This window comes from Bordetella genomosp. 13 (assembly GCF_007679965.1).
Classification (GTDB): domain Bacteria; phylum Pseudomonadota; class Gammaproteobacteria; order Burkholderiales; family Burkholderiaceae_B; genus Bordetella.
This window is the reverse complement of sequence record NZ_VEHL01000008.1, coordinates 154,193-179,783: the sequence shown is the minus strand read 5'-3', so window position 1 is coordinate 179,783 and position 25,591 is coordinate 154,193. Positions and strand designations below refer to the sequence as shown.

27 protein-coding genes and 2 pseudogenes are annotated in these 25,591 nt (G+C 67.8%); 11 read left to right on the top strand and 18 right to left on the bottom strand.

Translation table 11 applies throughout. From position 1 onward, the window contains the following. Positions 1-149: 149 nt before the first annotated feature. The 3 genes from FS845_RS19310 to FS845_RS19300 are packed head-to-tail and all read left to right on the top strand — an operon-like array spanning position 150 to position 3,087. Positions 150-1,130 (top strand): Bug family tripartite tricarboxylate transporter substrate binding protein, encoded by a 981-nt coding sequence (locus FS845_RS19310; RefSeq protein WP_144638364.1) that lies wholly within the window; start codon positions 150-152, stop codon positions 1,128-1,130. Positions 1,131-1,145: 15 nt separating this feature from the next. Continuing rightward, a complete protein-coding gene (locus FS845_RS19305; RefSeq protein WP_144638362.1) occupies positions 1,146-2,240 on the top strand; it encodes a LysR substrate-binding domain-containing protein in 1,095 nt (364 codons plus the stop codon). Positions 2,241-2,283: 43 nt separating this feature from the next. Beyond that, positions 2,284-3,087 carry an aspartate dehydrogenase gene (locus tag FS845_RS19300; protein WP_144638360.1) on the top strand — a complete coding sequence of 268 codons (804 nt, stop codon included), beginning with the start codon at positions 2,284-2,286 and terminating at the stop codon, positions 3,085-3,087. 14 nt (positions 3,088-3,101) lie between these two features. Here the strand turns inward: FS845_RS19300 and FS845_RS19295 are convergent, their stop codons facing one another. The 4 genes from FS845_RS19295 to FS845_RS19280 form a co-directional block, all read right to left on the bottom strand. Continuing rightward, the gene (locus FS845_RS19295) at positions 3,102-4,901 is read right to left on the bottom strand and encodes an ABC transporter ATP-binding protein/permease (RefSeq protein WP_144638358.1); all 1,800 of its coding nucleotides are present in this window, start codon (positions 4,899-4,901) and stop codon (positions 3,102-3,104) included. Between the two features lie 82 nt (positions 4,902-4,983). Next, on the bottom strand, positions 4,984-5,535 hold the full coding sequence (locus FS845_RS19290; RefSeq protein WP_144638356.1) for a chromate transporter: 552 nt from the start codon (positions 5,533-5,535) through the stop codon (positions 4,984-4,986). Between the two features lie 4 nt (positions 5,536-5,539). Beyond that, entirely contained in the window at positions 5,540-6,118 is a 579-nt protein-coding gene (locus FS845_RS19285; RefSeq protein ID WP_144638354.1) for a chromate transporter, read from the bottom strand. Positions 6,119-6,305: 187 nt separating this feature from the next. Continuing rightward, the gene (locus tag FS845_RS19280; protein WP_144638353.1) at positions 6,306-7,268 is read right to left on the bottom strand and encodes a GlxA family transcriptional regulator; all 963 of its coding nucleotides are present in this window, start codon (positions 7,266-7,268) and stop codon (positions 6,306-6,308) included. Between the two features lie 148 nt (positions 7,269-7,416). On the opposite strand from FS845_RS19280, the gene FS845_RS19275 reads away from it, so the two are divergent. Further along, complete coding sequence (locus tag FS845_RS19275) at positions 7,417-7,776, top strand: DUF1428 domain-containing protein (RefSeq protein WP_144638351.1); 360 nt, start codon at positions 7,417-7,419, stop codon at positions 7,774-7,776. A gap of 192 nt (positions 7,777-7,968) precedes the next feature. Further along, positions 7,969-8,448, top strand: coding sequence for a VOC family protein (locus FS845_RS19270; protein WP_144638349.1), 480 nt, complete (start codon positions 7,969-7,971; stop codon positions 8,446-8,448). A 232-nt stretch (positions 8,449-8,680) separates the two neighbouring features. Here FS845_RS19270 and FS845_RS19265 read toward each other — a convergent pair whose 3' ends face one another. Beyond that, positions 8,681-8,899 carry a SlyX family protein gene (locus tag FS845_RS19265; protein WP_144638347.1) on the bottom strand — a complete coding sequence of 73 codons (219 nt, stop codon included), beginning with the start codon at positions 8,897-8,899 and terminating at the stop codon, positions 8,681-8,683. Positions 8,900-8,931: 32 nt separating this feature from the next. Beyond that, positions 8,932-9,405, bottom strand: coding sequence for a GFA family protein (locus tag FS845_RS26590; protein WP_186332349.1), 474 nt, complete (start codon positions 9,403-9,405; stop codon positions 8,932-8,934). Positions 9,406-9,604: 199 nt separating this feature from the next. Here FS845_RS26590 and FS845_RS19255 point away from each other — a divergent pair, with 199 nt between their 5' ends. Then, positions 9,605-10,309, top strand: a complete 705-nt coding sequence (locus FS845_RS19255; RefSeq protein WP_144638343.1) for a glutathione S-transferase N-terminal domain-containing protein — start codon at positions 9,605-9,607, stop codon at positions 10,307-10,309. Between the two features lie 45 nt (positions 10,310-10,354). Here the strand turns inward: FS845_RS19255 and FS845_RS19250 are convergent, their stop codons facing one another. The 4 genes from FS845_RS19250 to FS845_RS19235 all read right to left on the bottom strand — a co-directional run bounded on the left by FS845_RS19250 (position 10,355) and on the right by FS845_RS19235 (position 13,554). Further along, positions 10,355-11,116 carry an ABC transporter permease gene (locus FS845_RS19250; RefSeq protein WP_144638341.1) on the bottom strand — a complete coding sequence of 254 codons (762 nt, stop codon included), beginning with the start codon at positions 11,114-11,116 and terminating at the stop codon, positions 10,355-10,357. Continuing rightward, positions 11,113-12,042: an ABC transporter ATP-binding protein gene (locus tag FS845_RS19245; RefSeq protein WP_144638339.1), complete on the bottom strand. Its 930-nt coding sequence runs from the start codon at positions 12,040-12,042 to the stop codon at positions 11,113-11,115. The genes FS845_RS19250 and FS845_RS19245 overlap by 4 nt, the downstream gene beginning before the upstream one ends. A gap of 211 nt (positions 12,043-12,253) precedes the next feature. Further along, positions 12,254-13,132, bottom strand: coding sequence for an alpha/beta fold hydrolase (locus tag FS845_RS19240; protein WP_144638337.1), 879 nt, complete (start codon positions 13,130-13,132; stop codon positions 12,254-12,256). Further along, positions 13,129-13,554 (bottom strand): helix-turn-helix domain-containing protein, encoded by a 426-nt coding sequence (locus FS845_RS19235; RefSeq protein WP_144638336.1) that lies wholly within the window; start codon positions 13,552-13,554, stop codon positions 13,129-13,131. The genes FS845_RS19240 and FS845_RS19235 overlap by 4 nt, the downstream gene beginning before the upstream one ends. A 120-nt stretch (positions 13,555-13,674) precedes the next feature. Between FS845_RS19235 and FS845_RS19230 the strand changes: the two genes are divergently transcribed. After that, complete coding sequence (locus FS845_RS19230) at positions 13,675-14,007, top strand: hypothetical protein (protein ID WP_144638334.1); 333 nt, start codon at positions 13,675-13,677, stop codon at positions 14,005-14,007. Between the two features lie 163 nt (positions 14,008-14,170). Here the strand turns inward: FS845_RS19230 and FS845_RS19225 are convergent, their stop codons facing one another. After that, the gene (locus FS845_RS19225) at positions 14,171-14,596 is read right to left on the bottom strand and encodes an organic hydroperoxide resistance protein (protein WP_144638332.1); all 426 of its coding nucleotides are present in this window, start codon (positions 14,594-14,596) and stop codon (positions 14,171-14,173) included. Positions 14,597-14,733: 137 nt separating this feature from the next. Next, positions 14,734-15,186 (bottom strand): MarR family winged helix-turn-helix transcriptional regulator, encoded by a 453-nt coding sequence (locus FS845_RS19220; protein ID WP_144638330.1) that lies wholly within the window; start codon positions 15,184-15,186, stop codon positions 14,734-14,736. Positions 15,187-15,344: 158 nt separating this feature from the next. Here FS845_RS19220 and FS845_RS26585 point away from each other — a divergent pair. Beyond that, a pseudogene (locus FS845_RS26585) lies at positions 15,345-15,622 on the top strand (type II toxin-antitoxin system RelE/ParE family toxin). Between the two features lie 8 nt (positions 15,623-15,630). Beyond that, positions 15,631-15,972, top strand: coding sequence for a HigA family addiction module antitoxin (locus tag FS845_RS19210; protein WP_144638326.1), 342 nt, complete (start codon positions 15,631-15,633; stop codon positions 15,970-15,972). A gap of 74 nt (positions 15,973-16,046) precedes the next feature. Here the strand turns inward: FS845_RS19210 and aceA are convergent, their stop codons facing one another. Further along, positions 16,047-17,372: an isocitrate lyase gene (gene aceA / locus FS845_RS19205; protein WP_144638324.1), complete on the bottom strand. Its 1,326-nt coding sequence runs from the start codon at positions 17,370-17,372 to the stop codon at positions 16,047-16,049. A gap of 317 nt (positions 17,373-17,689) precedes the next feature. On the opposite strand from aceA, the gene queF reads away from it, so the two are divergent. After that, complete coding sequence (gene queF / locus FS845_RS19200) at positions 17,690-18,511, top strand: NADPH-dependent 7-cyano-7-deazaguanine reductase QueF (protein WP_144638322.1); 822 nt, start codon at positions 17,690-17,692, stop codon at positions 18,509-18,511. Between the two features lie 337 nt (positions 18,512-18,848). Here queF and FS845_RS19195 read toward each other — a convergent pair whose 3' ends face one another. From FS845_RS19195 to acpS, 5 genes and pseudogenes are all read right to left on the bottom strand, one after another. After that, the gene (locus tag FS845_RS19195; protein ID WP_144638320.1) at positions 18,849-20,132 is read right to left on the bottom strand and encodes an MFS transporter; all 1,284 of its coding nucleotides are present in this window, start codon (positions 20,130-20,132) and stop codon (positions 18,849-18,851) included. Between the two features lie 171 nt (positions 20,133-20,303). Further along, positions 20,304-20,876, bottom strand: coding sequence for a CDP-diacylglycerol--glycerol-3-phosphate 3-phosphatidyltransferase (pgsA, locus tag FS845_RS19190; RefSeq protein WP_144638318.1), 573 nt, complete (start codon positions 20,874-20,876; stop codon positions 20,304-20,306). A gap of 45 nt (positions 20,877-20,921) precedes the next feature. Further along, positions 20,922-22,754 carry an excinuclease ABC subunit UvrC gene (gene uvrC / locus FS845_RS19185; protein ID WP_144638316.1) on the bottom strand — a complete coding sequence of 611 codons (1,833 nt, stop codon included), beginning with the start codon at positions 22,752-22,754 and terminating at the stop codon, positions 20,922-20,924. After that, positions 22,717-23,775: a beta-N-acetylhexosaminidase gene (gene nagZ / locus FS845_RS19180; RefSeq protein ID WP_144638314.1), complete on the bottom strand. Its 1,059-nt coding sequence runs from the start codon at positions 23,773-23,775 to the stop codon at positions 22,717-22,719. Before nagZ ends, uvrC begins: the two co-directional genes overlap by 38 nt. A gap of 181 nt (positions 23,776-23,956) precedes the next feature. Next, positions 23,957-24,394: pseudogene (acpS, locus tag FS845_RS19175) on the bottom strand (holo-ACP synthase); the annotation flags it as partial. Positions 24,395-24,641: 247 nt separating this feature from the next. Between acpS and FS845_RS19170 the strand changes: the two are divergent. After that, positions 24,642-25,532, top strand: a complete 891-nt coding sequence (locus FS845_RS19170; protein ID WP_144638312.1) for an amidohydrolase family protein — start codon at positions 24,642-24,644, stop codon at positions 25,530-25,532. Positions 25,533-25,591: the final 59 nt, after the last annotated feature.

The window sequence follows — 25,591 nt, the reverse complement described above, 5'->3', positions numbered from 1 at the left end:
GCGCGCCGGCGCCGGGATGGTGCGCCGCATCAATCCGGTGCACGAGATTTACTAATACATGATCCACAAATAATCGTTTGTGGCCCCCGTGGCGCGCTCCTAGACTCGCAGGCATCGCGCCCCGTGCGCCCTATCGCGGAAATCCTGCCATGCGTGTCCTGCCTCGCCTCGCGCTTTGCCTTGCCGTACTGACGACCGGGCTCGCGCCCGCGGCCTGCGCGCTCGCGCAGCAGGCCTATCCCGCGCGGCAGATCCGCGCCGTGGTGCCCTTTCCGGCGGGCGGCATCAACGACACCGTGGGCCGTGTGCTGTTCAAGACGCTGGGGGAGAAACTGGGCGGCGACCTGGTCGTCGAGAACAAGCCCGGCGCGGGCGGCACCATCGGCACCGTCAGCGCCGTGCGCAGCCCGGCCGACGGCTACACCGTGCTGCTGGGCGCGGCCAGCACCGTGGCCGTGGCGCCGCACCTGTACAAGGACGTGGGCTACGACGTGGCGCGCGACCTGATCGCGGTGGGCGGCATCGCCTCGGTGCCCAGCGTCGTCATCGTGTCCCAGCAATCGAAGTACCGGCAATGGAGCGACCTGGTGGCGGCGGACCAGGCCAAACCGGGCATGCTGACCTACGGCTCGGCGGGCGCGGGCACCAGCCATCACGTGCAGGCCGAACTGCTGAACCAGCGCGCGCGCACGCATTTCATGCACGTGCCCTATCGCGGCGGCGCGCCCGCCATGACGGATCTCATCGGCGGCCAGATCGACCTGATGGTCGACCCCCTGCCCACCACGCTGGCCAGCGTGCAGGGAGGCCGCGTGCGCCCACTGGCCATCACCACCGACACGCGCTCGCCGCTGCTGCCCGACGTGCCGACGCTGAAGGAACTGGGCCTCGACTACAATGCCAGCACGTGGTTCGGCCTGTTCGTGCCCGCGGGCACGCCTGCCGCCGTGGTGTCCCGCCTGGGCGATGCACTGGCCGCGGCGCTGGCCGATCCCGCCCTGCAAGCCGACTTCCGCGCGCGCGGCATCGATCCCCTGCCGCAGGCGCGCGACGCCTTCACCCGCTACGTCCAGTCCGAAAACCAGACCTGGGCCGACGTCATCAAACAGGCCGGCATCCAGGTGCAATAGCCCCGGAGCCTGCCCATGGCCGTCTCGCGCAACCTGCCGCCCCTGTCGTCGGTCCGTTCGTTCGAGGCGGCGGCCCGCCACCGCTCTTTCACGCTGGCCGCCGAGGAACTGGCCGTCACGCAGGGCGCGGTCAGCCTGCAGGTGCGCAAGCTCGAATCCTTCCTGGGCAAGAAGCTGTTCGCGCGCCAGTCGCGCAGGGTCGAACTGACGCAGGCCGGCGTGCAGTACTACGAAGCCTGCCGGCGCCTGCTGGCCGACCTGGAAGACGCCACCAGCCGCCTGCTGAGCCGCGACCGTAGCGAGATCCTCATCGTCAACACGCTGCCCACCATCGGGCAGCTGTGGCTGATGCCTCGCCTGGCCGACTTCACCGCGGCGCACCGCCACATCGAGGTGCGCGTGGTGTCGGACATCCGGCCGCTGGACATGCAGGCCGACGGCGTGGACGTCGCGCTGCGCGTGGGGCCGCTGGCCGGCCGCCGCTATCCGCGCCACCTGCCCGGCATCGACCTGACGCTGGTGCAGCGCTGGGACGGCATCTGCGCCGACTACCTGTTCGACGACGTGCTGGTGCCGGTGATGTCGCGGCGGCTGCTGGACCAGGGCGGCCCGATCGGCACGCTGGACGAGCTGCTGGCCTTTCCCCTGATCCACACGGCCAGCCGCCCGCATGCGTGGCGCGACTGGCTCAATGCCCTGGGCGCGGTCCTGCCGCCGCAGCGCAATTGCCCCGACTACGGCCACTTCTACATCGCGCTGCGCGCCGCGCAGGAGCACAAGGGCGTCGCACTGATCCCGGAGGTGCTGATCGACGGCTATCCCGGCCGCAACGAACTGGTGGTGCCCTGGCGGCCCGAGCAGGCGCCCAAGAGCGCCGGCGAGTATTACCTGCTGACGCACGGGGCCTGGGCCGAGCGGGCCGCCATCACGGCCTTCCGCAACTGGGTGCTGCGCGAGGCCGCGGCCTGCGGCGGCGCGGGCACGCCGGGCGCCACGGCATCGGGCCCCGGCGCAGCGGGCGCCGACGCATCGAGCGCCAACGCACCCATTAGCCCGGCTCATGGCACGCCCCAGAACGAATCGTTTGCCGGGACCGCCGCGCTGCCCTAGCATCGGGCCTTCAATCCCTCTCTTGAACAGGACATACGGCAGCATGAATCACTATCGAGTCGGCATCGCGGGTTTCGGCGCCATCGGCCAGGCCGTGGCGCGCGTGTTGGATGCCGGCGTGCCCGGCCTGACGCTGGCCGCCATCGCCGTGCGCGATCCGCGGAACCCGCCCGCCGCCGCGTGGCAGGGCGCTGCCCCCGAATGGACCACGCTGTCCGGCCTGGCCGAGCGCTGCGACGTGGTGGTCGAGTGCGCGCCCGCGGCCGTCATCCGGGAACTGTCCGAGCCCGTGCTGCGCGCAGGCAAGAAGCTGGTGGTGCTCAGTTCCGGCGCGCTGCTGCGCAACGACGACCTGATCGAACTGGCCGCCGCGCACGGCGGGCAGATCATCGTGCCCTCGGGCGCCATCCTGGGCCTGGACGCCATCACGGCCGCGGCCGAAGGCACCATCCACTCGGTCACCATGATCACGCGCAAGCCGCCGCGCGGCCTGCTGGGCGCGCCCTATCTGGAGACGCACGGCATCGACGTGAGCAAGATCACCGAGCCCACGCTGATCTTCCGCGGCACGCCGCGCGATGCCGCCATCGGCTTCCCGGCCAACCTGAACGTGGCCGTCAGCGTGTCGCTGGCCGGCATCGGGCCGGACCGCACCACGCTGGAAATCTGGGCCGACCCCGGCGTCACGCGCAACATCCACCGCGTGGAAGTCGACTCCGACTCGGCCACGTTCTCGATGGAAATCCAGAACATCCCGTCGGAAAACCCCAAGACCGGCCGCATCACCGCGCAAAGCGTGGTGTCCGCGCTGCGCAAGCTGACCGGCGCGCTGCGCGTCGGAACCTGACCGGGCCGTCCCGCTCAGCCGCGCAGCGCCTCGCTGCGCCAGCCGCCGCTGCCATCCAGCCGCAGGCAGGCATCGTGGAACGCATCCAGCGTGCCGCGATGCCCGACGCTGACGATGGCGCAATCCGCCAGCATGGCGCGCAGTTCCTGGTACATGGCGTGCTCCAGGCCTTCGTCCAGCGCGGACGTGGCCTCGTCCAGGAACACGATGCGCGGCCGGTTGAACAGCACGCGGGCGAACGCCACGCGCTGCTGCTCGCCCAGCGACAGCACGCGCGACCAGTCGTCGACGCGGTCGAGCTGCGCGGCCAGGTGGCCGAGGCTGGCGCGCCGCAGGACATCCTGCAGCCGCGCGTCGTCCGCGGGCGTGCACACGCAGGGATAGGCCACTGCCACGCGCAGCGCGCCCAGCGGCAGATAAGGCCGCTGCGACAGGAACAGCGCCCGCTGCCCGTCGGGGCGGCTGACCTGGCCGCGCGCGTAGGGCCACAGCCCGGCCACCGCGCGCAGCAAGGTGGTCTTGCCGCTGCCGGACGGCCCCTTGATCAGCAGCGCCTGCCCTTGCGGCAACTGCAGCCGCAGCCCGGCCAGCAGGACGCCGCCGTCCGGCCGCCGCACGTCCAGCCCGTCGATGCGTAGTCCCTCCTCGGCCGGCACGGTATCCACGGCGGGCAGCGCGCGGGCCGCCGCGTTGGCATCCATGAACCCGTCCAGGCGCTCCAGCGTGGCGCGATAGGTCGCGAAGGTGTCGTACGACGTGCGGAAGAAGGACAGCGCGTCCTGCACCTGGCCGAAGGCCTGCGAGGTCTGCACCACGTCGCCCAGCTTGATGGCGCCCGCGAAGAATCGCGGCGCCTGCAGCAGGAACGGAAACACCACCGCGACCTGACTGATGGCCAGGTTGAAGCCGTCGAGCTTCAGGCCGCGATACACGATGGCCCACAGATTGGCGATGTAGGCCGAGAAGCGCGTCCACAGCGTGCCGCCCTCGGCGCGTTCGCCCTGGTAGAACGCCACGTTCTCGGCGTTCTCGCGCAGCCGCACCAGCGCATAGCGGAAGTTGGCGGACAGGCGCTCGCTGAGGAAGTTGAGGGCGATCAAGGGCCGGCCGATGCGGAACGCCAGCAGCGTGGCGGCGATGACGTACAGGTACACCATGAACACCATGGCGCGCGGAAGCTCGGCGCCGGCGATGTCCAGCGGAGCGGACAGGTTCCAGAGGATCATGGTGAACTCGACCAGCGACACCAAGGCGCTCAAGGCACCGATGGCCAGCGAGCGGGAACTGACCACGAAGTCGCCGATGTCCAGCTCGATGCGCTGGTCGGGGTTGTCGGCCGGCGGCTGCACGAACTGGTTGCGGTAATACGCGCGGCCCTCGAGCCAGTCGTGGGTCAGCCGCTGGTTGAGCCAGGTGCGCCAATGGATGTCGAACAGCTGGCCGACGTAGCTGTCGACCAGGCTGCGGCCCACGTGGATCGCGGCCAGCACCGAGAAAATGCCCAGGTAGGTCCAGAACGCACCGCGATCCAGCGCCTGCAACGCGCTGTAGAAACCGTTGTACCAGAAGGAGAACAGCACGGTCAGGCGCACGCCGGACAAGGCCAGCAGCAGCAGCGACGCCAGCGTGAGCAGCGGCCGCCCGCTACGCCGCGGCGTGAGATAGGGCCATGCCAGCCGCCAGAACTGCCGGCCCCACCGCGTGGCGCGCACCAGCACCGTGCCGATGGCCACCGAGACGGCGGCCGAGATGAAGAACGCCCGCATCAGCCACCACAGGCTGTCGCTGAGCTGCGCATGCCAATCCAGATTCACGAAAACGGGCCGTGAGTTGTTCTTGCTGGATTAGATGGCGTATGGCGCGATAGTTCCGCGACGGGGCCGTCGCGGCAGGCCGTCAGAACGCCAGGCCGGCCACGTGCAGCAGCAACAGCAGCCCGCCGCCGCCCAGCACCAGCAGCAGCGCGTTGATGCGCGTGGTCATCACCAGCGCCGTCGACGCCAGCGCGATGCCGCGCGCCGCCCAGCCGCCGTCCAGCGCGGTGAACAGCACGTACACCGCCGCCGCGATCATGCCGGCGGCCACCGGGCGCAGGCCGCCTTCCAGCGCCCGTTGCCAGCGCGCGCCGCGATGCCGGCGCCACAGATACGCAACGCCATACAGCAGGAAGGCCGTAGGGCCGAACAGCGCCAGCGTGGCCGTCACCGCGCCCCAGAAACCCGCAACCTGCCAGCCGATCAGCGTGACCAGCAGCGAGCCCGGACCGGGCGCCAGCCGGGCGATGGCGAAGTCGCTGAGGAACTGCGCGTGGGTCAGCCAGTGGTGCACGTCCACCACCTGGCGCTGGATCTCGGCGACGGTGGCCTGTCCGCCGCCGATGGTGGCCAGCGACAGCGGCGCGAAGACGGCCAGCAGGCCCAGCAGCAGGCGTTGCCCCGGGTTTTCCATGGCGCTACTCCGTGGCTACGCCGCGCAGGCGCAGGTATTCGGCCGCGACGCTGATGCCGCCCATGCCCGCCACGATCCACAGCAGGGGCCAGTGCAGGAACGCCACGGCCACGAAGACGAACGCCATGACGCACAGCGGCAACGCGCGGCGGCGCACCCGCCGTATCGAGGTGATGGCCATCGACAGCGACAGCCCGATGGCCGCCGCGGCCGCGCCGGCCAGGCCCACGTGCGTCAGCGGACTGCCGGACAGATAGGCCAACAGCGTGCCCAGCAGCACGATGAAGATGGCGGGCGGCACGATGATGCCGCAGAAGCCCGCGAAGGCGCCCGCCGAACCGGCCAGCCGATAGCCGATCCAGATCGCCATGTTCTTGACGTTGACGCCGGGCAAGGCCTGCGAGATCGACAGGCCGTTGAGGAATTCGTCCTCGGTCAGCCAGTGGCGGCGCTGCACGAACTCGCGCAGGAACCAGCCGCTCAGGCCGCCGCCGAAGCTGGTCAATCCGATGCGGGCGAAGATGAGGAAGAGCCCCAGCGCGGTGGGGCGGTCGGCCGGAGCCGGAAGGTCGGAAGGCGGCATGGCAGGCGTGCGTGGCAGGCCCGCCATGCGACCAGGCGCGGGGCGGGCGGAGCCGTCGGTGTAGCATGCGGCGGCGTACAAAGCTCTGAACGCCGTCTACCGCCCGGCGACGGATGCGGCCCACCGGCCGCCTTGCCGCCGGGGGCGCGGGCAGCTCGCCAGCGGCGCCCTGCCATGTCCGGCAGGATCAGGCGTAGCGTTCGCGGTAGGCCGCGGGCGACATGCCGCAGTGCTTGCCGAAGATCTCGCGGAACGCCTTGGCGTCGTTGTAGCCCACTTCGTACATCACTTCGGCCACCGTCTTGCGCGAGCCCTCGAGCTGCGACTTGGCGGCTTCGACGCGGATGCGCTGCAGGTACTCCACCACGCTGTTGCCGGTGGCCTGACGGAACCGGCGCTCCAGCGTGCGGCGGCCCAGCGCGTAGCGGCTGGCCAGCTGCTCGACCGTGACGCGTTCGGCGTAGCGGGCCTCGATGTGGTCCTGCACCTGGCGCACCACGTCGTCGCCATGGGTGCGGCGGCCCGAGAAGATGGCGAACGGCAGCTGGCTCTGGCGGCTCCAGTCCAGCTGGAACACCTTGGCGCACCAGATGGCGGTGTCGCGATCGGTGTACTTCTCGATCAAATGCAGCACCAGGTGGGCGGCGGAAAACGCCCCGCCGCTGGTATAAATGCCATTGCCGGCCACCACCACGCGGTCGCTGACCCACTGCACGGTGGGAAACAGGCCGGCGTACTGGTTCTGGGCCGCCCAGTGCACCACGGCGCGCTGGCCGTCCAGCAGGCCGCCCGCCGCGGGCAGCGCCGCGCCCAGGCAGAGGCTGGCGACTTCGCCGCCGCCCTTGTAGTGCCGCACCAGCCAGTCGATCATGGGGCGGTTGGCCTGCATGGCTTCCGGCAGCGTATTCGTCAGCGGGGGCACGATGCAGATGTCCACGCCGCGGGCTTCGTCCAGCACCGCGTCGGCATGCACGGTGAAGCGGCCGCCGTCCAGCCGCACCTGCGGCGTGGCCGCCAGCATCTGCACGGAGAAGCGCGGCGCCTCGCCGCGGTCCTGCAGGAACTGGTTGGCCGCCAGGAAACCCTGGCGGGCATTTTCGAGAGAGGCAATATTTGCGCCAACAGGCAGCAGAAAGGCAATATTTTTCATGAAAGCAGCGTCGCGGCTGGGTTAAGGTCGCATTCCACCCGCAAGAATGTCGCAATCCTCTATCTACGGCGGAGTGGTTTCCCGATTAGAGTAAGAAATCGCAAAAACGTTCAGCGAATAGTCAGCATCTTACCCGAGGAGCACCGCAATGGAACAAGAGTACGTGGATGGCTATCTGCTGTCCGTCCCGCGGGAAAACCTGGAGCGCTACAAAAAAATGGCGCAGCACGCCGGCGGCATCTGGAAGGAGTACGGCGCACTGGACTTCCGGGAATGCGTCCAGGACGAGCCCGAGCACGAGGGCTTCGCGTCGTTCCGCACCGCGGCGGGCGCCCGCGACGGCGAGTTGGTGGTGTTCTCGTGGATCCGCTTCGCCAACAAGGCCGAGCGCGACCGCATCAACGCGGCGGTGATGAACGACCCGCGCCTGAAGGAAACCGACTGCGAAGGCGTGTTCGACTTCAAGCGCATGGCCTGGGGCGGTTTCGAGGTGCTGGTCAAGGGCTGAGGGGCAGGCGGCAAGCGGTGGCAGGCGGGCCGCGCGGCAAGGATACGGCGCGGCGCCCGAGCCAGGCCAACCAGCCATCGCAGACGACCGGAAAATATCCCGTGCGCTGTCGATTCCGTTCCGTGTCGTTCGTCGTACCCATGAAGCGCCCGCCATTCCGGCCGGCGCCGTTCCCGTAACAGGAGCACGACCATGTCCGCCCCCGTCAAACCCATTCCCGATGGCATGCACTCGCTGACCCCGCACCTGGTCTGCGAAGGCGCCGCCGCCGCCATCGACTTCTACGTCAAGGCCTTCAACGCCGTCGAAATGGCCCGCCTGGCCGGGCCCGACGGCAGGCTGATGCACGGCATGGTGCGCATCGGCGATTCATCCCTGATGCTGTTCGACGCGATGCCCGAGTGGGGCGCCCCCGACCCGAAGCGCCTGAACGGCTCCCCGGTCTACATCCATCTCTACGTGGAAGACGTGGACGCCGCCATGGCCCAGGCCGCCGCGGCCGGCGCCACCGTCACCATGCCGCCCGCCGACATGTTCTGGGGCGACCGATACGGGCAACTGATAGACCCGTTCGGGCACAAGTGGTCGCTGGCGACGCACAAGCAGGACCTGTCGCCGGAAGAGATACGGCAGGCGATGGAGAAGGCGCCGACGTGCGGGTCGCAGGGGTGATGGGGCGTTGAGAGGTGGCTGTGCGGCGAGGGATGTCGCTATCGAGGCGTCCTCTGCCGGGTTCGGGGGGCGTGCCGGCCAAGTCGTCGGGCGCGGGCGCGAGGGCGGCCGCAACGAAAGGCGCGCAATGCGAGGCTGCTGAATGCACCGGCCTGACGTTGATGCAGCCGGCCCCACTGGCAGGCACCGGCGGCCGCAAGAACCCAACCCCGCTCCCATGCCGGCAAACCACTCAATAATGCGGCGGCAGCTCGTCCCGCAGGCTGCGGAACTGCCCCGCCCCCGCGGGCGCCGCCTGGTTGCGCAGCTCGAGCAGCTCCCGCATCAGCAGTTCGATCTGCTGCTGTTGCCGATACACGGTCTGGTTCAGCTGGTCCAGCAAGTCGTCGGCGAAGCCCGCCTTGATTTCCAGCTGCGTCAGGCGCCGCTCGGTGTCGTCTTGAGTATCCATTCCGTGATTAGACCCCAAGTCGCCGGGCGTCGTCAGGTCTCGAGTGCGGCGTCCAGCCTGGCCAGGCTGGACGCCGGCCAACAGGCCTCCAGTTCGTAGTGGGCGTCGGCCACGTGCAGGTCGGCGGGCAGCGTCACCCAGGGCATCCGGGACTGGGCGTGGCAATGCGCCTGTGGCGGCAGTTCGCGGCCGCGGTCCAGCGTGCCCGTGTGCACCAGGGCCACGCGCTCGCCCAGGTCGGGATGGTGGCTCCACATGGCCACCCCGCAATCGGGACATCGGAAGATCGTGCGCGTGCGTCCCAGGTCGGTCGGCAGCACGCGCGCGCGCGGCGTGCCGCGCAGGATGTGCACGCGATCGGCCTCGATCAGCGCGCTGATGGCGAACGCGCTGCCCGTCAGCCGCTGGCACTCGGTGCAGTGGCAGCAGTGCACGAACATCGGTTCGCTGGTAAGACGAAAGCGCACGGCGCTACAGGCGCACCCGCCCTCGTAGGTGGTAGCCATTTCCTCTCCTCCATTATTTTCCTGACATTTTCCCGCATTTCCGGCGGTTTCCGAACACAGAATTGGAGGACGCAATGCCGCATCGCAGCAATCGCAAGGCGGGGTTGCGGTCTTTTGCCGCCTGGTCACGGTAGCCCGAACCGCCCTGTTATGCTGGCGCCGATCCCCACGACAGGGATATGAAAGACAGGAGACGACTGTGGCTGGGCAGCTGAAACTGTATGAACTGGCGGGCGCGGATCCGGATGTCCGCTTCAGTCCCCATTGCTGGAAGACTCGCATGGCGCTGGCGCACAAGGGGCTGCAGGCGCAGGGCCTGCCGTGGCGTTTCAACGACAAGGCGCAGATCGCCTTCACCGGCCAGGGCCTGGTGCCGGTGCTGGTACACGACACGGTATGGGTGCACGACTCCTGGCGCATCGCCTGCTACCTGGACGAGGCCTTTCCCGAGTGCCCTGCCCTGTTCGACACGCCGCAGGCCCAGGCGCTGGCCCGCTTCACCAACAGCTGGGCCGACAGGGCGCTGCTGCCGGCGGTGGCCAAGATCATCATCGCCGACATTCCCGACCGCCTGGACGCCGGCGACCGGCACTATTTCGTGGAATCGCGCGAGCAGCGGCTGGGCAGCCTGGCGGCCCTGCAGGCCGCGCGGCCCGCGCACCTGGACGCCCTGCACCGCGTGCTGCTGCCGCTGCGCCACACCCTGCGCGAACAGCCTTATCTGTCGGGCGACACTGGTCCGGCCTACGCGGACTACGCGGTGTTCGGCATGTTCATGTGGGCACGCTGCATCAGCCCCGTCGAACTGCTGCGCGAAGACGATGCGGACGTGCGCGCCTGGCGTGAGCGCCTGCTGGACGCGCATGGCGGCATCGGCCGCGCGGCCCCGCGCGCCGACGGCTGAGGGTGCCCGGCGCGGGCGCCGGCCCGCGCGAGGCGCCCGCCGCCGCTATTGCTTCATGCGGTAGCCCGTGCGGAACATCCAGCGCACGATGACCATGCAGACCACCAGGAACAGCACGGTCATGCCCAGGCTGACGGACACGCTGACGTCGGAAATGCCGTAGAAGCTCCAGCGAAAGCCGCTGACCAGGTACACCACCGGGTTGAACAGCGTGACCGTGCGCCAGAACGGCGGCAGCATGTCGATGGAATAGAACGTGCCGCCCAGGAAGGTCAGCGGCGTGATCACCATCAGCGGAATGATCTGCAGCTTCTCGAAGCCGTCGGCCCAGATGCCGATGATGAAGCCGAACAGGCTGAAGGCCAGGGAAGTCAGCACCAGGAAGGCGAGCATCCAGAATGGATGGGCGATGCCGAAGCTGACGAACAGCCGCGCGGTGGCCAGCATGATCAGGCCCAGGATGATGGACTTGCTGGCGGCCGCGCCCACGTAGCCCATCACGATCTCGATGTACGACACCGGCGCGGAATGGATCTCGTAGATGGTGCCCGAGAAGCGCGGCATGTAGATGCCGAAGGACGCATTGGCCGTGCTTTGCGTCAGCAGGGCCAGCATGATCATGCCGGGCACGATGAAGGCGCCGTAGCTGACGCCGCCGATCTCGACCATGTGCGAGCCGATGGCCGACCCGAACACCACGAAGTAGAGCGCCGTGGAGATGACGGGCGAGGCCACGCTCTGCGCCAGCGTGCGCCAGGCGCGGGCCATCTCGAACAGATAGATTGCGCGTATGCCGTACCAGTTCATGATTCCTTGCTCACCAGGCTGACGAAAATCTCTTCCAGCGAGCTTTCCGAGGATTTGAGGTCGTTGAAGACGATGCCGGCGTCGTCCACGCGGCGCAGCAGGGCCGCGATGCCGCCCCCGCCTTCCTGCTGGTCGTTGTAGGTGTAGACCAGTTGCTGGCCGTCGGCCGACAGCTCCAGCGGCAAACCCTGCAGCGCGTCGGGCAGCGCCGCCAGCGGCGTGGCCAGGGACAGCACCAGCTGCTTGCGGCCCAGCTTGCGCATCAGCGCCTGGGTATCTTCCACCAGGATGATTTCGCCGCGCCGGATCACGCCCACGCGGTCGGCCATCTCCTGCGCCTCTTCGATGTAGTGCGTGGTCAGGATGATGGTGACGCCGTTCTCGCGCAGGCGCCGCACCATCTCCCACATGCCGCGCCGCAGTTCGACGTCGACGCCGGCGGTGGGCTCGTCCAGGAACAGGATGCGCGGTTCGTGCGACAGCGCCTTGGCGATGAGCACGCGGCGCTTCATGCCGCCCGACAGCGCCATGATGCGCGTGTCCTTCTTTTCCCACAGCGACAGGTCGCGCAGCACCTTCTCGATGTGCGCGGGATTGGCCGGCAGGCCGAACAGGCCGCGGCTGAACGTGACGGTGTTCCAGACGGTCTCGAACGCGTCGGTGGTCAGTTCCTGCGGCACCAGGCCGATGGCCTTGCGGGCCGCGCGGTAGTCGGCGCCGATGTCGTGGCCATCGGCCAGCACGGTGCCCTCGCTGGCATTGACGATGCCGCAGATGATGCTGATCAGCGTGGTCTTGCCCGCGCCGTTGGGCCCCAGCAGGGCGAAGATCTCGCCGCGCCGGATGTCGAGGTTGATGTTCTTGAGGGCCTGGTGTCCCGACTTGTATCGCTTGGACAGGCCCTGCACGGATATGACTGGCTGCACGCACACCTCTTGGATGGCAGCGGGGCGGGTCCGCGTGGGGTGCCCACAGCCCGCGGGTGAACTTTCCTGACCGATTTTACTTGGCGCGGATTGCGGGATTGGTGCGGATGGCGGACAAGTCTGTTTCGCTGGCGTCGCCCCGGGATGAATGCCGTCCCCGCCGCACTCCAGACGAATCGCAGGATCCGTTCCGGATAAGCGGACATCGATCTCATGACGGCAGCATGCTTCGTTCCAGAAAGTCCATGACGCGCGGCGCCTGGCCCGGAAGAAAGTGATAGCCCGCTTCGATGAACTGGATTTCAGCGCAAGGAACTGCCCGCTGTAGCCTGTCTCTCGTGTCTCGCGAGTCCAGCAGGACATCCCGCCCGCCGAGGATCGCCAGGATCGGCATGCCGAGTTCACCGAGTCGGGCATCCGTCAGTCGTGGAATACGCATCACGCGCGGCTTGGCGGCCCGCCCTATGCTTTTCATGAGTTCCACGAGCGGCTGCATTTCCTGGGGCACGACCTTGGGAGCTGGACCGAACACCCGCTCCCATATCCGCCGCCTGCCCCAGGAGCCGAGCAGCAGAAGCGGCAGTATCTTCAGCAGAAGATTTTTCTGTCGGCCGATTCCGGACGGACACATCAGCGCCAGCGCGCCGACGGTTGACGGCCTTCTGCTGGCATAGTCAAGCGCCAGCCATCCGCCAAGCGATGTACCGACCATGGCTATGCGCATCCGTCCCGGTACCAGACCCAGCCCCTCCAAGACATCGTCGAGCCACAGCGCATGAGCGTCCCCGGCGAGATCGGGCCGGACTTTTGCACTGAGGCCGGCCTCGCCGATCATGTCGATGGCGAACAGTCTGAACTTCGTCGACCACAGCGCCACATCGGGTAGCCATGCAGCCGAGTTGGCCATCGAGCCATGAAGCAGCACGACGGGCGGCGCACTTTCCGGCCCGCAGATCACGACAAATGTCGAACCCAGGCGAGTGGGTATGTGCAGTTCGGTCTTTGGAATCGGCCATTGCTTCAGGACGCCCCGGTATTTCCCCTCAACCGCCGCAGCCGCTTCCGCGCTTCGATACACCACGTCATTCATGAACGATTTCCCATATGCAGCGGCAGCGCCTCCAGGAGTCTGGCCGCGCTGGATGGATCACCGATCACGACGACCTTCATGCTCCTGGCCAGCGGATCGAATGCGGTCTGCAGATGCAGTGGCGCTGTGCAGGCAGGCCTGGCCAAGGCGATGGACTGGAGGAATGTCGCCAATCGCGATGCCTCATCCGCCGAGATACGGGGGATGTCAACGATGCATGTCGTTCGCACAATGGCCGCCGCAGCTTCGGACTCGACGCTTGCGACGCCAGCAAAGGCATCCAGTTCGGAGCGGACGATGCGATAGGACTTTCCAACGCGCGTCGCTGGAAGCCGCCTGTCGCGGATGTAGCGCAGCACGGTCTTGGGGTGCAGACCCAGATGCTCGGCCGCTTGCTCCACGGTGACCAGGCTCTCATTCATTACCTAAAATTCCTTATCGTTCCGTCAACTAGGCATAATTGAACGCAATATAGCATAATATGTAGCGACATGACTCACAGGCTCGAGCACATTGGTACGCAGATGGATGCAGGAGAGGATATGAAGGATCGACTGCGAGCCGACCTGCGGGCTGCCATGCGGGACAGGCGCACCTTCGAGGCAAAGGTCATCCGGACGCTGGTCGCGGCGGTCGACAATGCCGAGGCGCCGCCTGTCCAGGCCGGGCAGCCCGCGTCGATCCAGCATCGTTTCCACACCGGATCGGCGGAAGTCGAGCGACTGCTACTGAGCGAGTCCGATGTGCGCCGCGTGCTGATGAGGGAAATTGATGAGCGCGAGCGCGCAGCGGTGGAGCTGGAGCGTCTGAACATGCCGGAACATGCCAAAGCCCTGTGGGCAGAGACGTTGCTCGCCAAGCGCTATCTGGAGTGATGGCAATCGGGCCGCTGACGCCAGTCTTTTCGATGCGGTTGCATGTCCCACGCCGCGCCTTCGGCCTGCTCGAAAGAAGATGGGCGCGCCATGGTCGAAACCAGGGCGCGCCCGGGGGCACCGTCCGGCTGTACAGTCGCCGGCGGATTCAAGCCATGACGAATCAGACCAGGGTCAGCGTGACGTCGATGTTGCCGCGCGTGGCGTTCGAGTACGGGCACACGATGTGGGCGCGCTCGATCAGGTCCTGGGCCGCGTCACGGTCCATGCCGGGCAGCGAGATCTTCAGTTCGACTTCGATGCCGAAGCCGTTCGGGATGGGGCCGATGCCGACCGAGCCCTGCACCGACACGTCCGCCGGAACGGCGATCTTGTCGCGGCCGCCGACGAACTTCATGGCGCCCAGGAAGCAGGCCGAGTAGCCCGCCGCGAACAGTTGCTCGGGGTTCGTGCCGTCGCCGCCGGCGCCACCCAGTTCGCGGGGCGTGGTCAGCTTGACGTCCAGCACGTTGTCGGACGACGTGGCGCGGCCATCACGGCCACCGGTGGCTTGGGCTTGGGCGCGGTACAGAACTTTTTCGACGGACATGGTGAGGCTCCTGGTAAGAAAATGGACTTGCTTGAAAGTTACGATCCCGGTCGGGACTCGTTCAAAATTAAAATCGTTAGCTATTAAATCGTGCACTACTTAAATCGTCAAGCGGTTTTTGGCACTGCTCTCCTGCCTTACTCGTGGTCGGCCAGATGGCCGCGCAGACGTTCCAGCTCGGTCTTCAAGCGCTGCAGGTCGTCCGGCGTGCAGGCCATGGCGCAAACCAGTTCCTGCGGCACCGCGGCGGCCTGCCGCTGCAAGTCCCGGCCCTGTCCGGTCAGGCTGATGATGACCTGGCGCTCGTCATGCTCGGCCCGCACCCGGCTGACCAGTCCGGCGGATTCCATGCGCTTTAGCAAAGGCGTCAGCGTGGCGGAATCCAGGTACAGGCGCTTGCCGATGTCGGACAGCGTCAGTTCGTCCTGCTCCCACAGCACCATCATCACCAGGTACTGCGGGTACGTCAGCCCCAGCCCGCCCAACAGCTTGCGGTAGACCTTGTGCAGCGCCAGCGTCGTGGAATGCAACGCGAAACACAGCTGGTTGTCCAGCAGCAGCGAGGGGATGGGTTCGGCCGGCGTCTTCATGATGGAATCATATTAAATCGTGCACGATTTAATAGCAAGATATTTTATGGCGCTGGAAATGTCACGGCCACCGGACGCGTCGGCACGTCTGCGCCAAGATGCAGGCCTCTGCATACGCCAATGTTCTATTTGACGGATTCTGTTTTACGGAATATTTTGTGATCGTCTCATTCAACTGCATCGATACCGAAAGGCTGTTCCTCGGTTCGCCGTGCCCCGCTTCACCCACATCGAACGCGTCGCTCGCCGAAAGCGGTTGATGCTGCATGCCGCGAACTGGCTCGCCACGCTGATGGTGCCTCCTGGCAATCGCCTTGAAGCCCTGAAAGGCAATCGCGCCGGCCAGCACAGCATCCGCATCAATGCGCAATGGCGCGTCTGCTTCGTATGGCGTCCGGACGGCGCGCACGACGTCGAAATCGTGGACTATCACTAGGATTCCTCATGACCGCCTTCGCATCCACCGCCGCGCTGCTGCCGGACATCCACCCTGGCGAAGTCCTGCTCGAAGAATTCATGAAGCCGCTGGGCATCACGGCGCGCCGCCTGGCGGCGGACATCGACGTGCCGCCCAGCCGCATCAGCGAACTGGTCAATGGCAAGCGGCCCGTCACCGCCGACACTGCCGTGCGCCTGGGCGTGTTCTTCGGCATGGAGGCGCGCTTCTGGATGCATCTGCAGATCGATTTCGACCTGCGCCAGGCCGATCTCGCATTGAAAGACGTCTTGCTCACCCGCATCCGCAAGCTCGCCACGCCAACAGGCACATCCCCGCGCCCACAATAAAAAACGGCGCCCGCCGGACGCCGAAAGAAAGGTGGCGGACACGTTCCGCCACCCTCCACTGCCCTGTCAGCTCATCAGGCCACGCGCATGGCCGGGGCCTCGTCGTGGTGGAACTGCGCTTCCTCGGTCGAACCGGTCAGCGCGGTGGTGGACGAGCGGCCGCCCTCGATGGTCTGCGTCACCGCGTCGAAGTAGCCGGTGCCGACCTCGCGTTGATGCTTGACGGCGGTGAAACCGCGCTCGGCCGCCGCGAACTCCTTCTGCTGCAGCTCGACGAAGGCGCTCATCTGGCGGCGCGCATAGCCGTGCGCCAGGTCGAACATGCCGTAGTTCAGCGAGTGGAAGCCGGCCAGCGTGATGAACTGGAACTTGTAGCCCATGGCCCCCAGCTCGCGCTGGAACCTGGCGATGGTGCCGTCGTCCAGGTTCTTCTTCCAGTTGAACGACGGCGAGCAGTTGTAGGCCAGCAGCTTGCCCGGGAAGCGCTTGTGCAGGGCCTCGGCGAACTTGCGCGCGTATTCCAGGTTGGGCGTGGAGGTTTCGCACCACACCAGATCGGCGTACTCGGCATAGGCCAGGCCGCGCGAGATGGCCTGGTCGATGCCGGCGCGCGTACGGAAGAAGCCCTCGACGGTGCGTTCGCCGGTGATGAACGGACGGTCGTTCTCGTCGACGTCGCTGGTCACCAGGTCGGCGGCGTCGGCATCGGTGCGCGCCAGCAGCAGCGTCGGCGCGCCCATCACGTCGGCGGCCAGGCGCGCCGCGATCAGCTTGGAAACCGCTTCGCGGGTGGGCACCAGCACCTTGCCGCCCATGTGGCCGCACTTCTTCACCGAGGCCAGCTGGTCCTCGAAGTGCACGCCCGCGGCGCCCGCCTCGATCATGCCCTTCATCAGTTCGTACGCGTTCAACACGCCGCCGAAGCCGGCTTCCGCGTCGGCCACGATGGGCGCGAAGAAATCGATGTAGCCCTCGTCGCCCGGGTTGATGCCTTCCATCCACTGGATCTGGTCGCAACGGGTCAGCGTCGAATTGATCCGGCGCACGACCTGCGGCACCGAGTTGGCGGGGTACAGCGACTGGTCCGGGTACATCTCGCCGGCCAGGTTGGCGTCGCCCGCCACCTGCCAGCCCGACAGGTAGATGGCCTTCAGGCCGGCCTTGACCTGCTGCATGGCCTGGTTGCCCGTCAGCGCGCCCAGCGAATTGACGAAGGGTTCGGCGTTCAACAGTTCCCAAAGCCGGCAGGCGCCGCGGCGCGCGAGCGTGTGCTCGACGGCCAGCGAGCCGCGCAGGCGCACCACTTCGGCGGCGTCGTAGCCGCGCTTGACGCCTTCCCAGCGCGGGTTCTGCGCCCAGTCTTGTTCCAGTTTGCGGATCTCGGTATCGCGTTGGTTCATGATGACTTCCTCGATGTGGTCAGGTGGAACTGCGGAGATACAGCCGCGCGGAATGCGCGCCGTTGGGAAAAAGTCTATTCCTCGTGCTGCGCCACAACGTGGGTTTAAGTCTTATACAAGACAATATTTTTTATTGATTCAAATCAACAACTTGCAATGTAAATTTCTCAATGCGAAACGATGTTGCCCACCGTGAAAACGCCTGTCGTTGCTGTGCAGCATGGATTTCCGCATGCCGCGATTACCGTTTCACCATGCGAAAAAATCCGGCCCGAGCCGGCCTACAATGGAAGCTCGTCATTCGCCTCGTTCGAACCATGTCGTTGTCAGACGCCCCGCTGGGGCAATCCGTCTCCTATCCCACCCAGTACGATCCGTCGGTGCTGTTTCCCATTGCCCGCGCGCAGAACCGCGCGGCGCTGCAGTTGGACGCGTCCCCCGCCTGGCGCGGGGCCGACATCTGGACCGCCTACGAACTGTCGTGGCTCAATGCCAAGGGCAAGCCGCGGGTGGCCATGGCCACCTTCACCGTGCCGGCCGACAGCCCCAACCTGATCGAGTCCAAGTCCTTCAAGCTCTACCTGAACTCGTTCAACCAGACCCGCCTGGACAATGCCCAGGCCCTGCGCGACCTGCTGGAACGCGACCTGAGCGCCGCCGCGGGCGCTCCCGTGGCGCTGGACATGATGCTGCCGCAGCACTTCGCGCGGCAGCGGATCGCCGAGCTCGAGGGCATCGACCTGGACAAGCTGGACGTGGAGATCGACACCTACCAGCCCGCGCCCGGACTGCTGCGCTGTCTGGAGGGCGCCGTGGTGGAAGAAACGCTGTGCTCGCGCCTGTTGAAGTCGAACTGTCCCGTCACCGGCCAGCCCGACTGGGGCAGCGTGCAGATCCGCTACCGCGGCCGCCCCATCGACCGCGAAGCGCTGCTCAAATACATCATCTCCTTCCGCGAGCACGCCGGCTTCCACGAACACTGCGTCGAAACCCTCTACACCGACCTGATGCGGGCCTGCGCCCCCGAGGAACTGACCGTCTACGCCCGCTACACGCGCCGCGGCGGCCTGGACATCAACCCGTGGCGCAGCAACGCGCCTGCGCCCGTCATCGCGGATACGCGCACGGCGCGGCAGTAAGCGGAAAGAAGAAAGGCCGCACGTAGGTGCGGCCTGATCATTCGTAGTCGGCGCGATCCCGCGGCGCAGATGCCGCCAAAGCGTCGAGTTCAAGTACCGACTCAAGACGCGTCATCGGCCCTTGATGGGCACCGATATGCCTGGCAGCCCCAGTGCGCTTCAGCACGAGGACGCCGCCGAAAGCGGCCGCCCGATTGACGTTGCTGAGAGCCGGCGCCGTTCCGGAGAAGTCCCGCCCGCAGCGCGAAGCGCGAGGACGGGACTTCGCAGGGGCGGCGCCGGCGGCCAGAAGAACCCAACCGTCAGCCCCGCAGCCCCGCAGCCCCTCAAGCAAACATCAAGCCGCCACAGGCTCCACTCGCCGAGCCTGCTGCGCAATCCACTGCGCCAGCAACGCCGCGATCACGAACGCCGCCCCCGCGCCGATCCACGGCCCGTGCGACATCCCCGCATCCAGCAGCAGCCCGAACACCAGCGGCCCCAGCGCCGCCCCCGCGTCCATGCCGGAATACACCAACCCGTACACCGACCCCGTCGCCCCGCGCGGCGTCACGCGCCGGATCAGCATGTCGCGCGACGGCGCCGCGATGCCCGAGCAGAACCCGGCCACCCCTACCATCGGTGCGGCGATCAGCGGCGGCAGCCACCCCATGGCCAGCACCACCAGCGTCACGCCCGCGCAGATCAGCGCCAGCATGACCGTGCGCTCGGTGCGCGGCGTGGCCGACACCAGGAAGCCGCCTGCCGCCATGCCCACCGCCGAGGCCACCATATAGCCCGACAATGCCGAACTGGCGGCCAGCTGCGACAGCCCATAGAGATGGTCCAGCAGCGGAATGGTGTAGTTCTGCACCGACGACAGCGCGATCGACGAGAACGCGAAGAACAGGAAGGCGCCCCACAGCGCGGGCCGCGCCAGCAGGGCCAGCAGCGTCTGCCAGGCGCTTTCCTGGGCAGGAGCGGCGGCCGGGGCAGCATCCTCGCGCGGCGCGGGCTCGGCGCCGCGCCTGACCGCCGGATCGCCCAGCAGGTTGCGGCCCACCAGGGTCAGCCCCAGCACCACCGCGACCAGCGCCGCGGCGCTGAACGCGGCTACGCGCCAACCCGCCAGCGCGGAGATCGTGCCGATGAACACCGGCGTCAGCGCCCAACCCAGGTTGCCCGTCAAGCCATGCGTGCTGAAGGCATGCCCCAGCCGCGCCGGACTGATGCGGTGATTCATGATGGAATAGTCGGCCGGGTGGAACACCGAGTTGCCCACGCCGCCCACCACCGCCGCAAGCGCCAGCATGGCGTAGCCGTTGGCCGAACCGATCAGCACGCCCGACAGCACGAAGCAGGCCAGTCCGAACCACAGCACCGGCCGCGCGCCGACGCGGTCCACCACGAAGCCTGACGAGGCCTGCCCCAGGCCGGACACCACGTAGAACATCGACACCAGCAGGCCCAGCTCTGCGAAGTCCAGGCCGAACTCTCGCCCCAGCGCCACGTACAGTGAAGGCAGCACCAGTTGGAAGAAATGGGAACTGGCGTGCGCCACGCCGATCAGCATGATGATCTGCCAGTCGCGGCGGCGCAGGAAGGGAGTGTCGAGGAGCGCGGTATCAGCGGCGGTGTTCATGTGTGCTTGCGGCCAGGGGCCGCCCTGTGGCGCGACGCGCGCGCCGGGGTTGTCTCCGGGACGGCGGCCGCGAGCCCCTCCGTCGTTCTTGCCGCCCGTGCTGGCGTCGGACGCGCCGCATCGGGTCGTTATAAGCGACTGCGCGGCCCCCGGGCCGCGCATGCAATCTTACTACTGCGCCTTCTCGCGTATCGCCGGCCAGGCCCGCTGCAGGTAATACAGCATGGACCAGACCGTCAGCACGGCGGCCACGATGATCAGCCAGAAGCCCACCCAGCGCAGATCGATGCCGGCCAGCGGGCGGGCGTACAGCAGGCACGGGATGGCGACCATCTGCGCGGCGGTCTTGAACTTGCCCAGGCGGTGCACGGCGACGCTGGCGCTGGCGCCGATCTTGGCCATCCATTCGCGCAACGCCGAGATGGTGATTTCGCGGCCGATGATGATCAGCGCGATGAAGGCATCGACGCGGTTCAGGTCCAGCAGCACCAGCAGCGCCGCGCAGACCATCAGCTTGTCGGCCACCGGATCGAGGAACGCGCCGAACGCGGAGGTCTGGTTCCAGCGGCGCGCCAGCCAGCCGTCGAACCAGTCGGTCAGCGCCGCGATGATGAACGCCCAGGCCGCCAGCGTGTCGCGCGTCTCGATCGCCATCCAGCTCTCGGGGATGTAGAACAGCCCCACCACCAGCGGGATCAAGGCGATGCGCAGCCAGGTCAGGATGATCGGTATATTTATCGGCATAGTGTTCGTATGCTACATCACGGCGATGACGCCCTGCGCGCCGGATCAGCCATGCAGCGCATCGTAGATGCGGCCGGCCAGTTCGTCCGAGATCCCTTCCACCGACGCCAGGTCTGCCACGCTGGCCGAGGTCACCCCCGACAGGCCGCCGAAGCGCGCCAGCAGGCGCTGGCGCCGCCGTGCCCCGACGCCCTCGATCTCTTCCAGCCGCGACACGTTGCGCGCGCGGGCGCGCTTGGCGCGCATGCCGGTGATGGCGAAACGGTGCGCCTCGTCGCGCACCTGGGCGATCAGCATCAGCGCGGCGGACTCCTTGCCCAGCGCCACCGGCAGCCGGTCGTCGGCGAAAACCAGCGTCTCCAGGCCGACCTTGCGGTTCTCGCCCTTGGCCACGCCCACCAGCGTCTGGACGTCCAGGCCCAGTTCGCCGAACACCTGGCGCGCCACCTCGACCTGCCCCTTGCCGCCGTCGATCAGCACCAAGCCGGGCATGACGGCGTCGCCGTCGGCAACCTTGCCGAAGCGGCGGGTCAGCACCTGGCGCATGGCGGCATAGTCGTCGCCGGGGGTGATGCCGACGATGTTGTAGCGGCGGTACAGCGACGGCTGCATGTCGTGGTGCTGGTAGACCACACAGGAGGCCTGCGTGGCCTCGCCCGCCGTATGGCTGATGTCGAAGCATTCGATTCGCAGCTCGTCCAGCGCGGTCTCGTCGGTGTCCAGGTCCAGCGCCTCGGCCAGCGCCAGCGTGCGCGAGGCGCGCGCGCCGGACTCGGTCAGGGCACGGGCCAGCGCCATCTCGGCATTCTTCTGCGCCTGTTCCAGCCACGAACGGCGCAGGCCCTGCGGCCGCGTCAGCACGCGCGGCGGGCGCGCCTGGCTCTGTTCGGCCAGCAGCGTGGTCAGGTCGGCGTCGGGCAATGCGTGCGAGCACACCAGCACCGGCGGCATCGCGCCCTCGAGGTAGTGCTGGGCCACGAAGGCCTCGAGCACGTCGGCGGCGGCCTCGCCCTCGGCGTGCGTGGGAAAGAACGGCTTGTCGCCCAGGTGGCGGCCGCCGCGCACCATGGCAAGGTTCACGCATACCTTGCCGCCCGCGATGGCTACCGCGATGACGTCGGTGTCTTCCTCGGTGCTGGTGTTCTCCATGGTCTGCTGGTGCAGCACGCGCGCCAGCGTCCCCATCTGGTCGCGCAGCGCCGCGGCTTCCTCGAAGCGCAGGTCCATCGAGGCCTCCAGCATGCGCGCCTCGATCTCGCCCAGCACTTCCTGCGCGGCGCCGTTCATGAAGCGCGCCGCGCGCCGCACGTCGCCGTCGTAGGCCTCGGGCGTGATGGCGTCCACGCAAGGAGCCGTGCAGCGCCCGATCTGGTGCAGCAGGCAGGGGCGCGAGCGGTTGGCGAAGACCGTGTCCTCGCAGGTGCGCAGGCGGAACACCTTCTGCAGGATCTGGATGGTCTCGCGCACCGCCCAGGCATTGGGAAACGGCCCGAAGAACTGGCCCGCGCGGCTGGTCGAGCCGCGGTAGTACGCGATGCGCGGAAACTTGTGCGCCGTGATCAGCAGGTACGGATACGACTTGTCGTCGCGGAACAGGATGTTGTAGCGCGGGCGCAGGCGCTTGATCAGGTTGTTTTCCAGCAGCAGCGCCTCGGCCTCGGAGCGCGTGACCGTGACCTCGACGCGCGCCACCTTGGCCACCATCTGCGCGATGCGCGGACTGGACAGCGTCTTCTGGAAATACGACGAGACGCGCTTCTTCAGGTCGCGCGCCTTGCCGACATACATGACCTCGCCGGCCGCATCCAGGTGCCGGTATACGCCCGGCAGATGCGGCAGGTCAGCCAGGAAGGATTTCAGATTGAATTCGTCGGGCATGCTGATAGCGGCTGTCTGCCTGCAGGGTGTCCCATTTCAGGGCGCGGCGGCTGGGCGCCAGGCGGCGGATGCGCGCCACCGTCTCGGGGCTGGCGGTGAAGTCCAGGCGGGCCAGCAGGTCGTCGGCCATGTCGGGACGGTTGCACACCAGCACCATGTCGCAGCCGGCGCCCAGCGCGGCCTGCGCGCGCGCCAGGATGTCGCCGGCCACCGTGGCGCCTTCCATGGTCAGGTCATCGGAGAACACCACGCCGTCGTACTGCAGGCGGCCGCGCAGGATTTCCTGGATCCAGCGGCGCGAGAAGCCGGCCGGCTGCGGGTCCACCTTGGGATAGATGACGTGCGCCGGCATGACGGCGGGCAGCACGTGGTCGCCCAGCCAGCCATACGGCGCGGCGTCGTCGGTCATGATGCGTTCGAGCGTGCGCGGGTCCACGGGAATCTCGTGGTGCGAGTCGGCGCCCACGCCGCCATGGCCCGGGAAGTGCTTGCCGCAGGCGCCCATGCCGGCAGAGGCCAGGCCCTGCGCCAGGGCGCGCGCCAGCATGGCGACGACGCGCGGGTCGCGATGGAAGGCGCGCGTGCCGATCACCTTGCTGACGCCGTAATCCAGGTCCAGCACGGGCGCGAAGCTGAAATCGACGCCGCAGGCGCGCAGCTCGGCGGCCAGCACGTAGCCAGCCGCGGTGGCCATGCGCATGGCGGCCAGCGGGTCCTGGTCCCAGGCCCGGCCCAGGGCCTGCATGGGCGGCAGCACGGTGAAGCCGTCGTCGCGGAAGCGCTGCACGCGGCCGCCTTCGTGGTCCACCGAGATCAGCAGCGGCTCGTCGCGCGCCTCGTGGATCTTGCGGGTGAGTTCGCACAGCTGCTCGCGGCTTTCGAAATTGCGCGCGAACAGGATGACGCCGCCCACCAGCGGATGGCGCAGGCGGCGCTTCTCTTCCTTGGTCAGGCGCGTGCCGGCCACATCGACCACGACGGGGCCGGGGGGCAGGACATGCTTGGATTCACGGCGCGCCATGGGCGGCTCCTTCGGGATGAGTCCGGCCGGTGGCGCCGGTGTCGGTGGCGCGGATATCAGCGGCATTGGCATCGGCGGCACTATTGGCATCGGCAGCATCGGCCGCGGTCGTGACATCCGCGGCCCGGGCGGCATCGGCGGCCCTGCCCGCCGCGGCCGCATCCAGCCCCGCCACGACCGAGGCGAGCCTGTGCTCCACCACCACATACGCGGCCGCCATGTCGGACTCGTCGGTCAGCGACACGTGCGCGGCGCCGTAGCGCTGCTCGTACCAGGCACGCAGCTCGGGCGACAGCACCAGCACGGGGCGTCCGCCCGGCGCGTTCAGCGCCTGCACGCGCGTCCAGGTCATCGGCATGCGCATGCCCAGTCCGACGGCCTTGGAAAAGGCTTCCTTGGCCGCGAAACGGGTCGCCAGGAACCGGATGCCGCGCGCCGGGTCGCGCTGGCGGCGGGCGTGGAATTTGAGCAGTTCCTCGGCGCCCAGTATCTTCCGCGCGAAGCGGTCGCCGTGGCGCGCCAGCGCCCGCTCGATGCGGTCGACACGGATCAGGTCCATGCCGATGCCGGCAATGCAGCCGGGGGCGGGAGGCGGGAAGGCGGTCGGTTCGTCGGACATGGACATCGCAGGTAACGGAACACGGTGGAATGGGGCGCAATGGGCCGCATGGCCCCACGCGGCGCGTGCATTAGACGAATGATACGCGAGGCCCAGGAGGGGTTCAGGAGCTTGCCGGCATCCCGACGGCACAGTTGCGGGACGACGCCATCCGATCCGGTCCCAATTAGTATCAATAATGTTATTGACCATGCATCGGGCGCAGGCTTACCGTGATCCGCGTCGCGTTCACCCCTTGCCACCCGCCATGACGACATCCCCTTCCGACTCCGCCCCGCCCTGCCTCGGTCCCCTGTCCGACGTCGCCCCCGCCGCCTTCGACATTCCGCCCGGCGCCTGCGACACCCATGCGCACGTCATCGGCGACGGCGTGCAATACCCCTACGTGGATGGCCGTAGCTACACGCCGCCGCCCGCGCCCGAGGACAGGTACCTGGCCATGCTGCGGGCCACCGGCATGCAGCGCGGCGTGCTGGTGCAGGTCAGCGTGCACGGTACCGACAACCGCTACATGCTGGAGGTGCTGCGCCGCCATCCGCGGCAGCTGCGCGGCGTCGCGGTGGTCTCGCCCGAGGTCACCGACCGGGAACTCGAGACCCTGCATGCCGCCGGCGTGCGCGGCACGCGGCTGAACGTGCTGTTCGGCGGCGGCGTGGGCTTCGACGCGCTGGAGACACTGGCGCGCCGCATCGCCGGCCTGGGCTGGCACCTGCAATTCCTGATGGACGTGCGCCAGCTGCCCGAGCTGATGCCGCGCCTGCAGCGCCTGCCCGTGCCCTGCGTGTTCGACCACATGGGCCACATGCCGGTGTCGGAGGGGCTGGATCACCCTGGCTTCCAGGCGCTGCTGTCCGGCGTGAAGCACAACGGCTGGTGGGCCAAGCTGTCGGGCGCCTACCGCATCAGCGACCAGTTCGACACCTACGACGACGTCACCCCGTGGGCGCAGGCCCTGATCGAGGCCGCGCCCGACCGCATGGTGTGGGGCAGCGACTGGCCGCACGTGGCCATTTCGCGCATGCCCGACACCGGCACGCTGCGCAACCTGCTGCCCAAGTGGGCGCCCGACGCGCAGCAGCGCCGCCGCATCCTGGTGGACAACCCCCAGGCGCTGTACGACTTCCCCGCGCTGGCCTAGGGCCTGCCGACGCCAGACACACGGCGAATCCTCGACGCCACCATAAAGCCATAACGGAG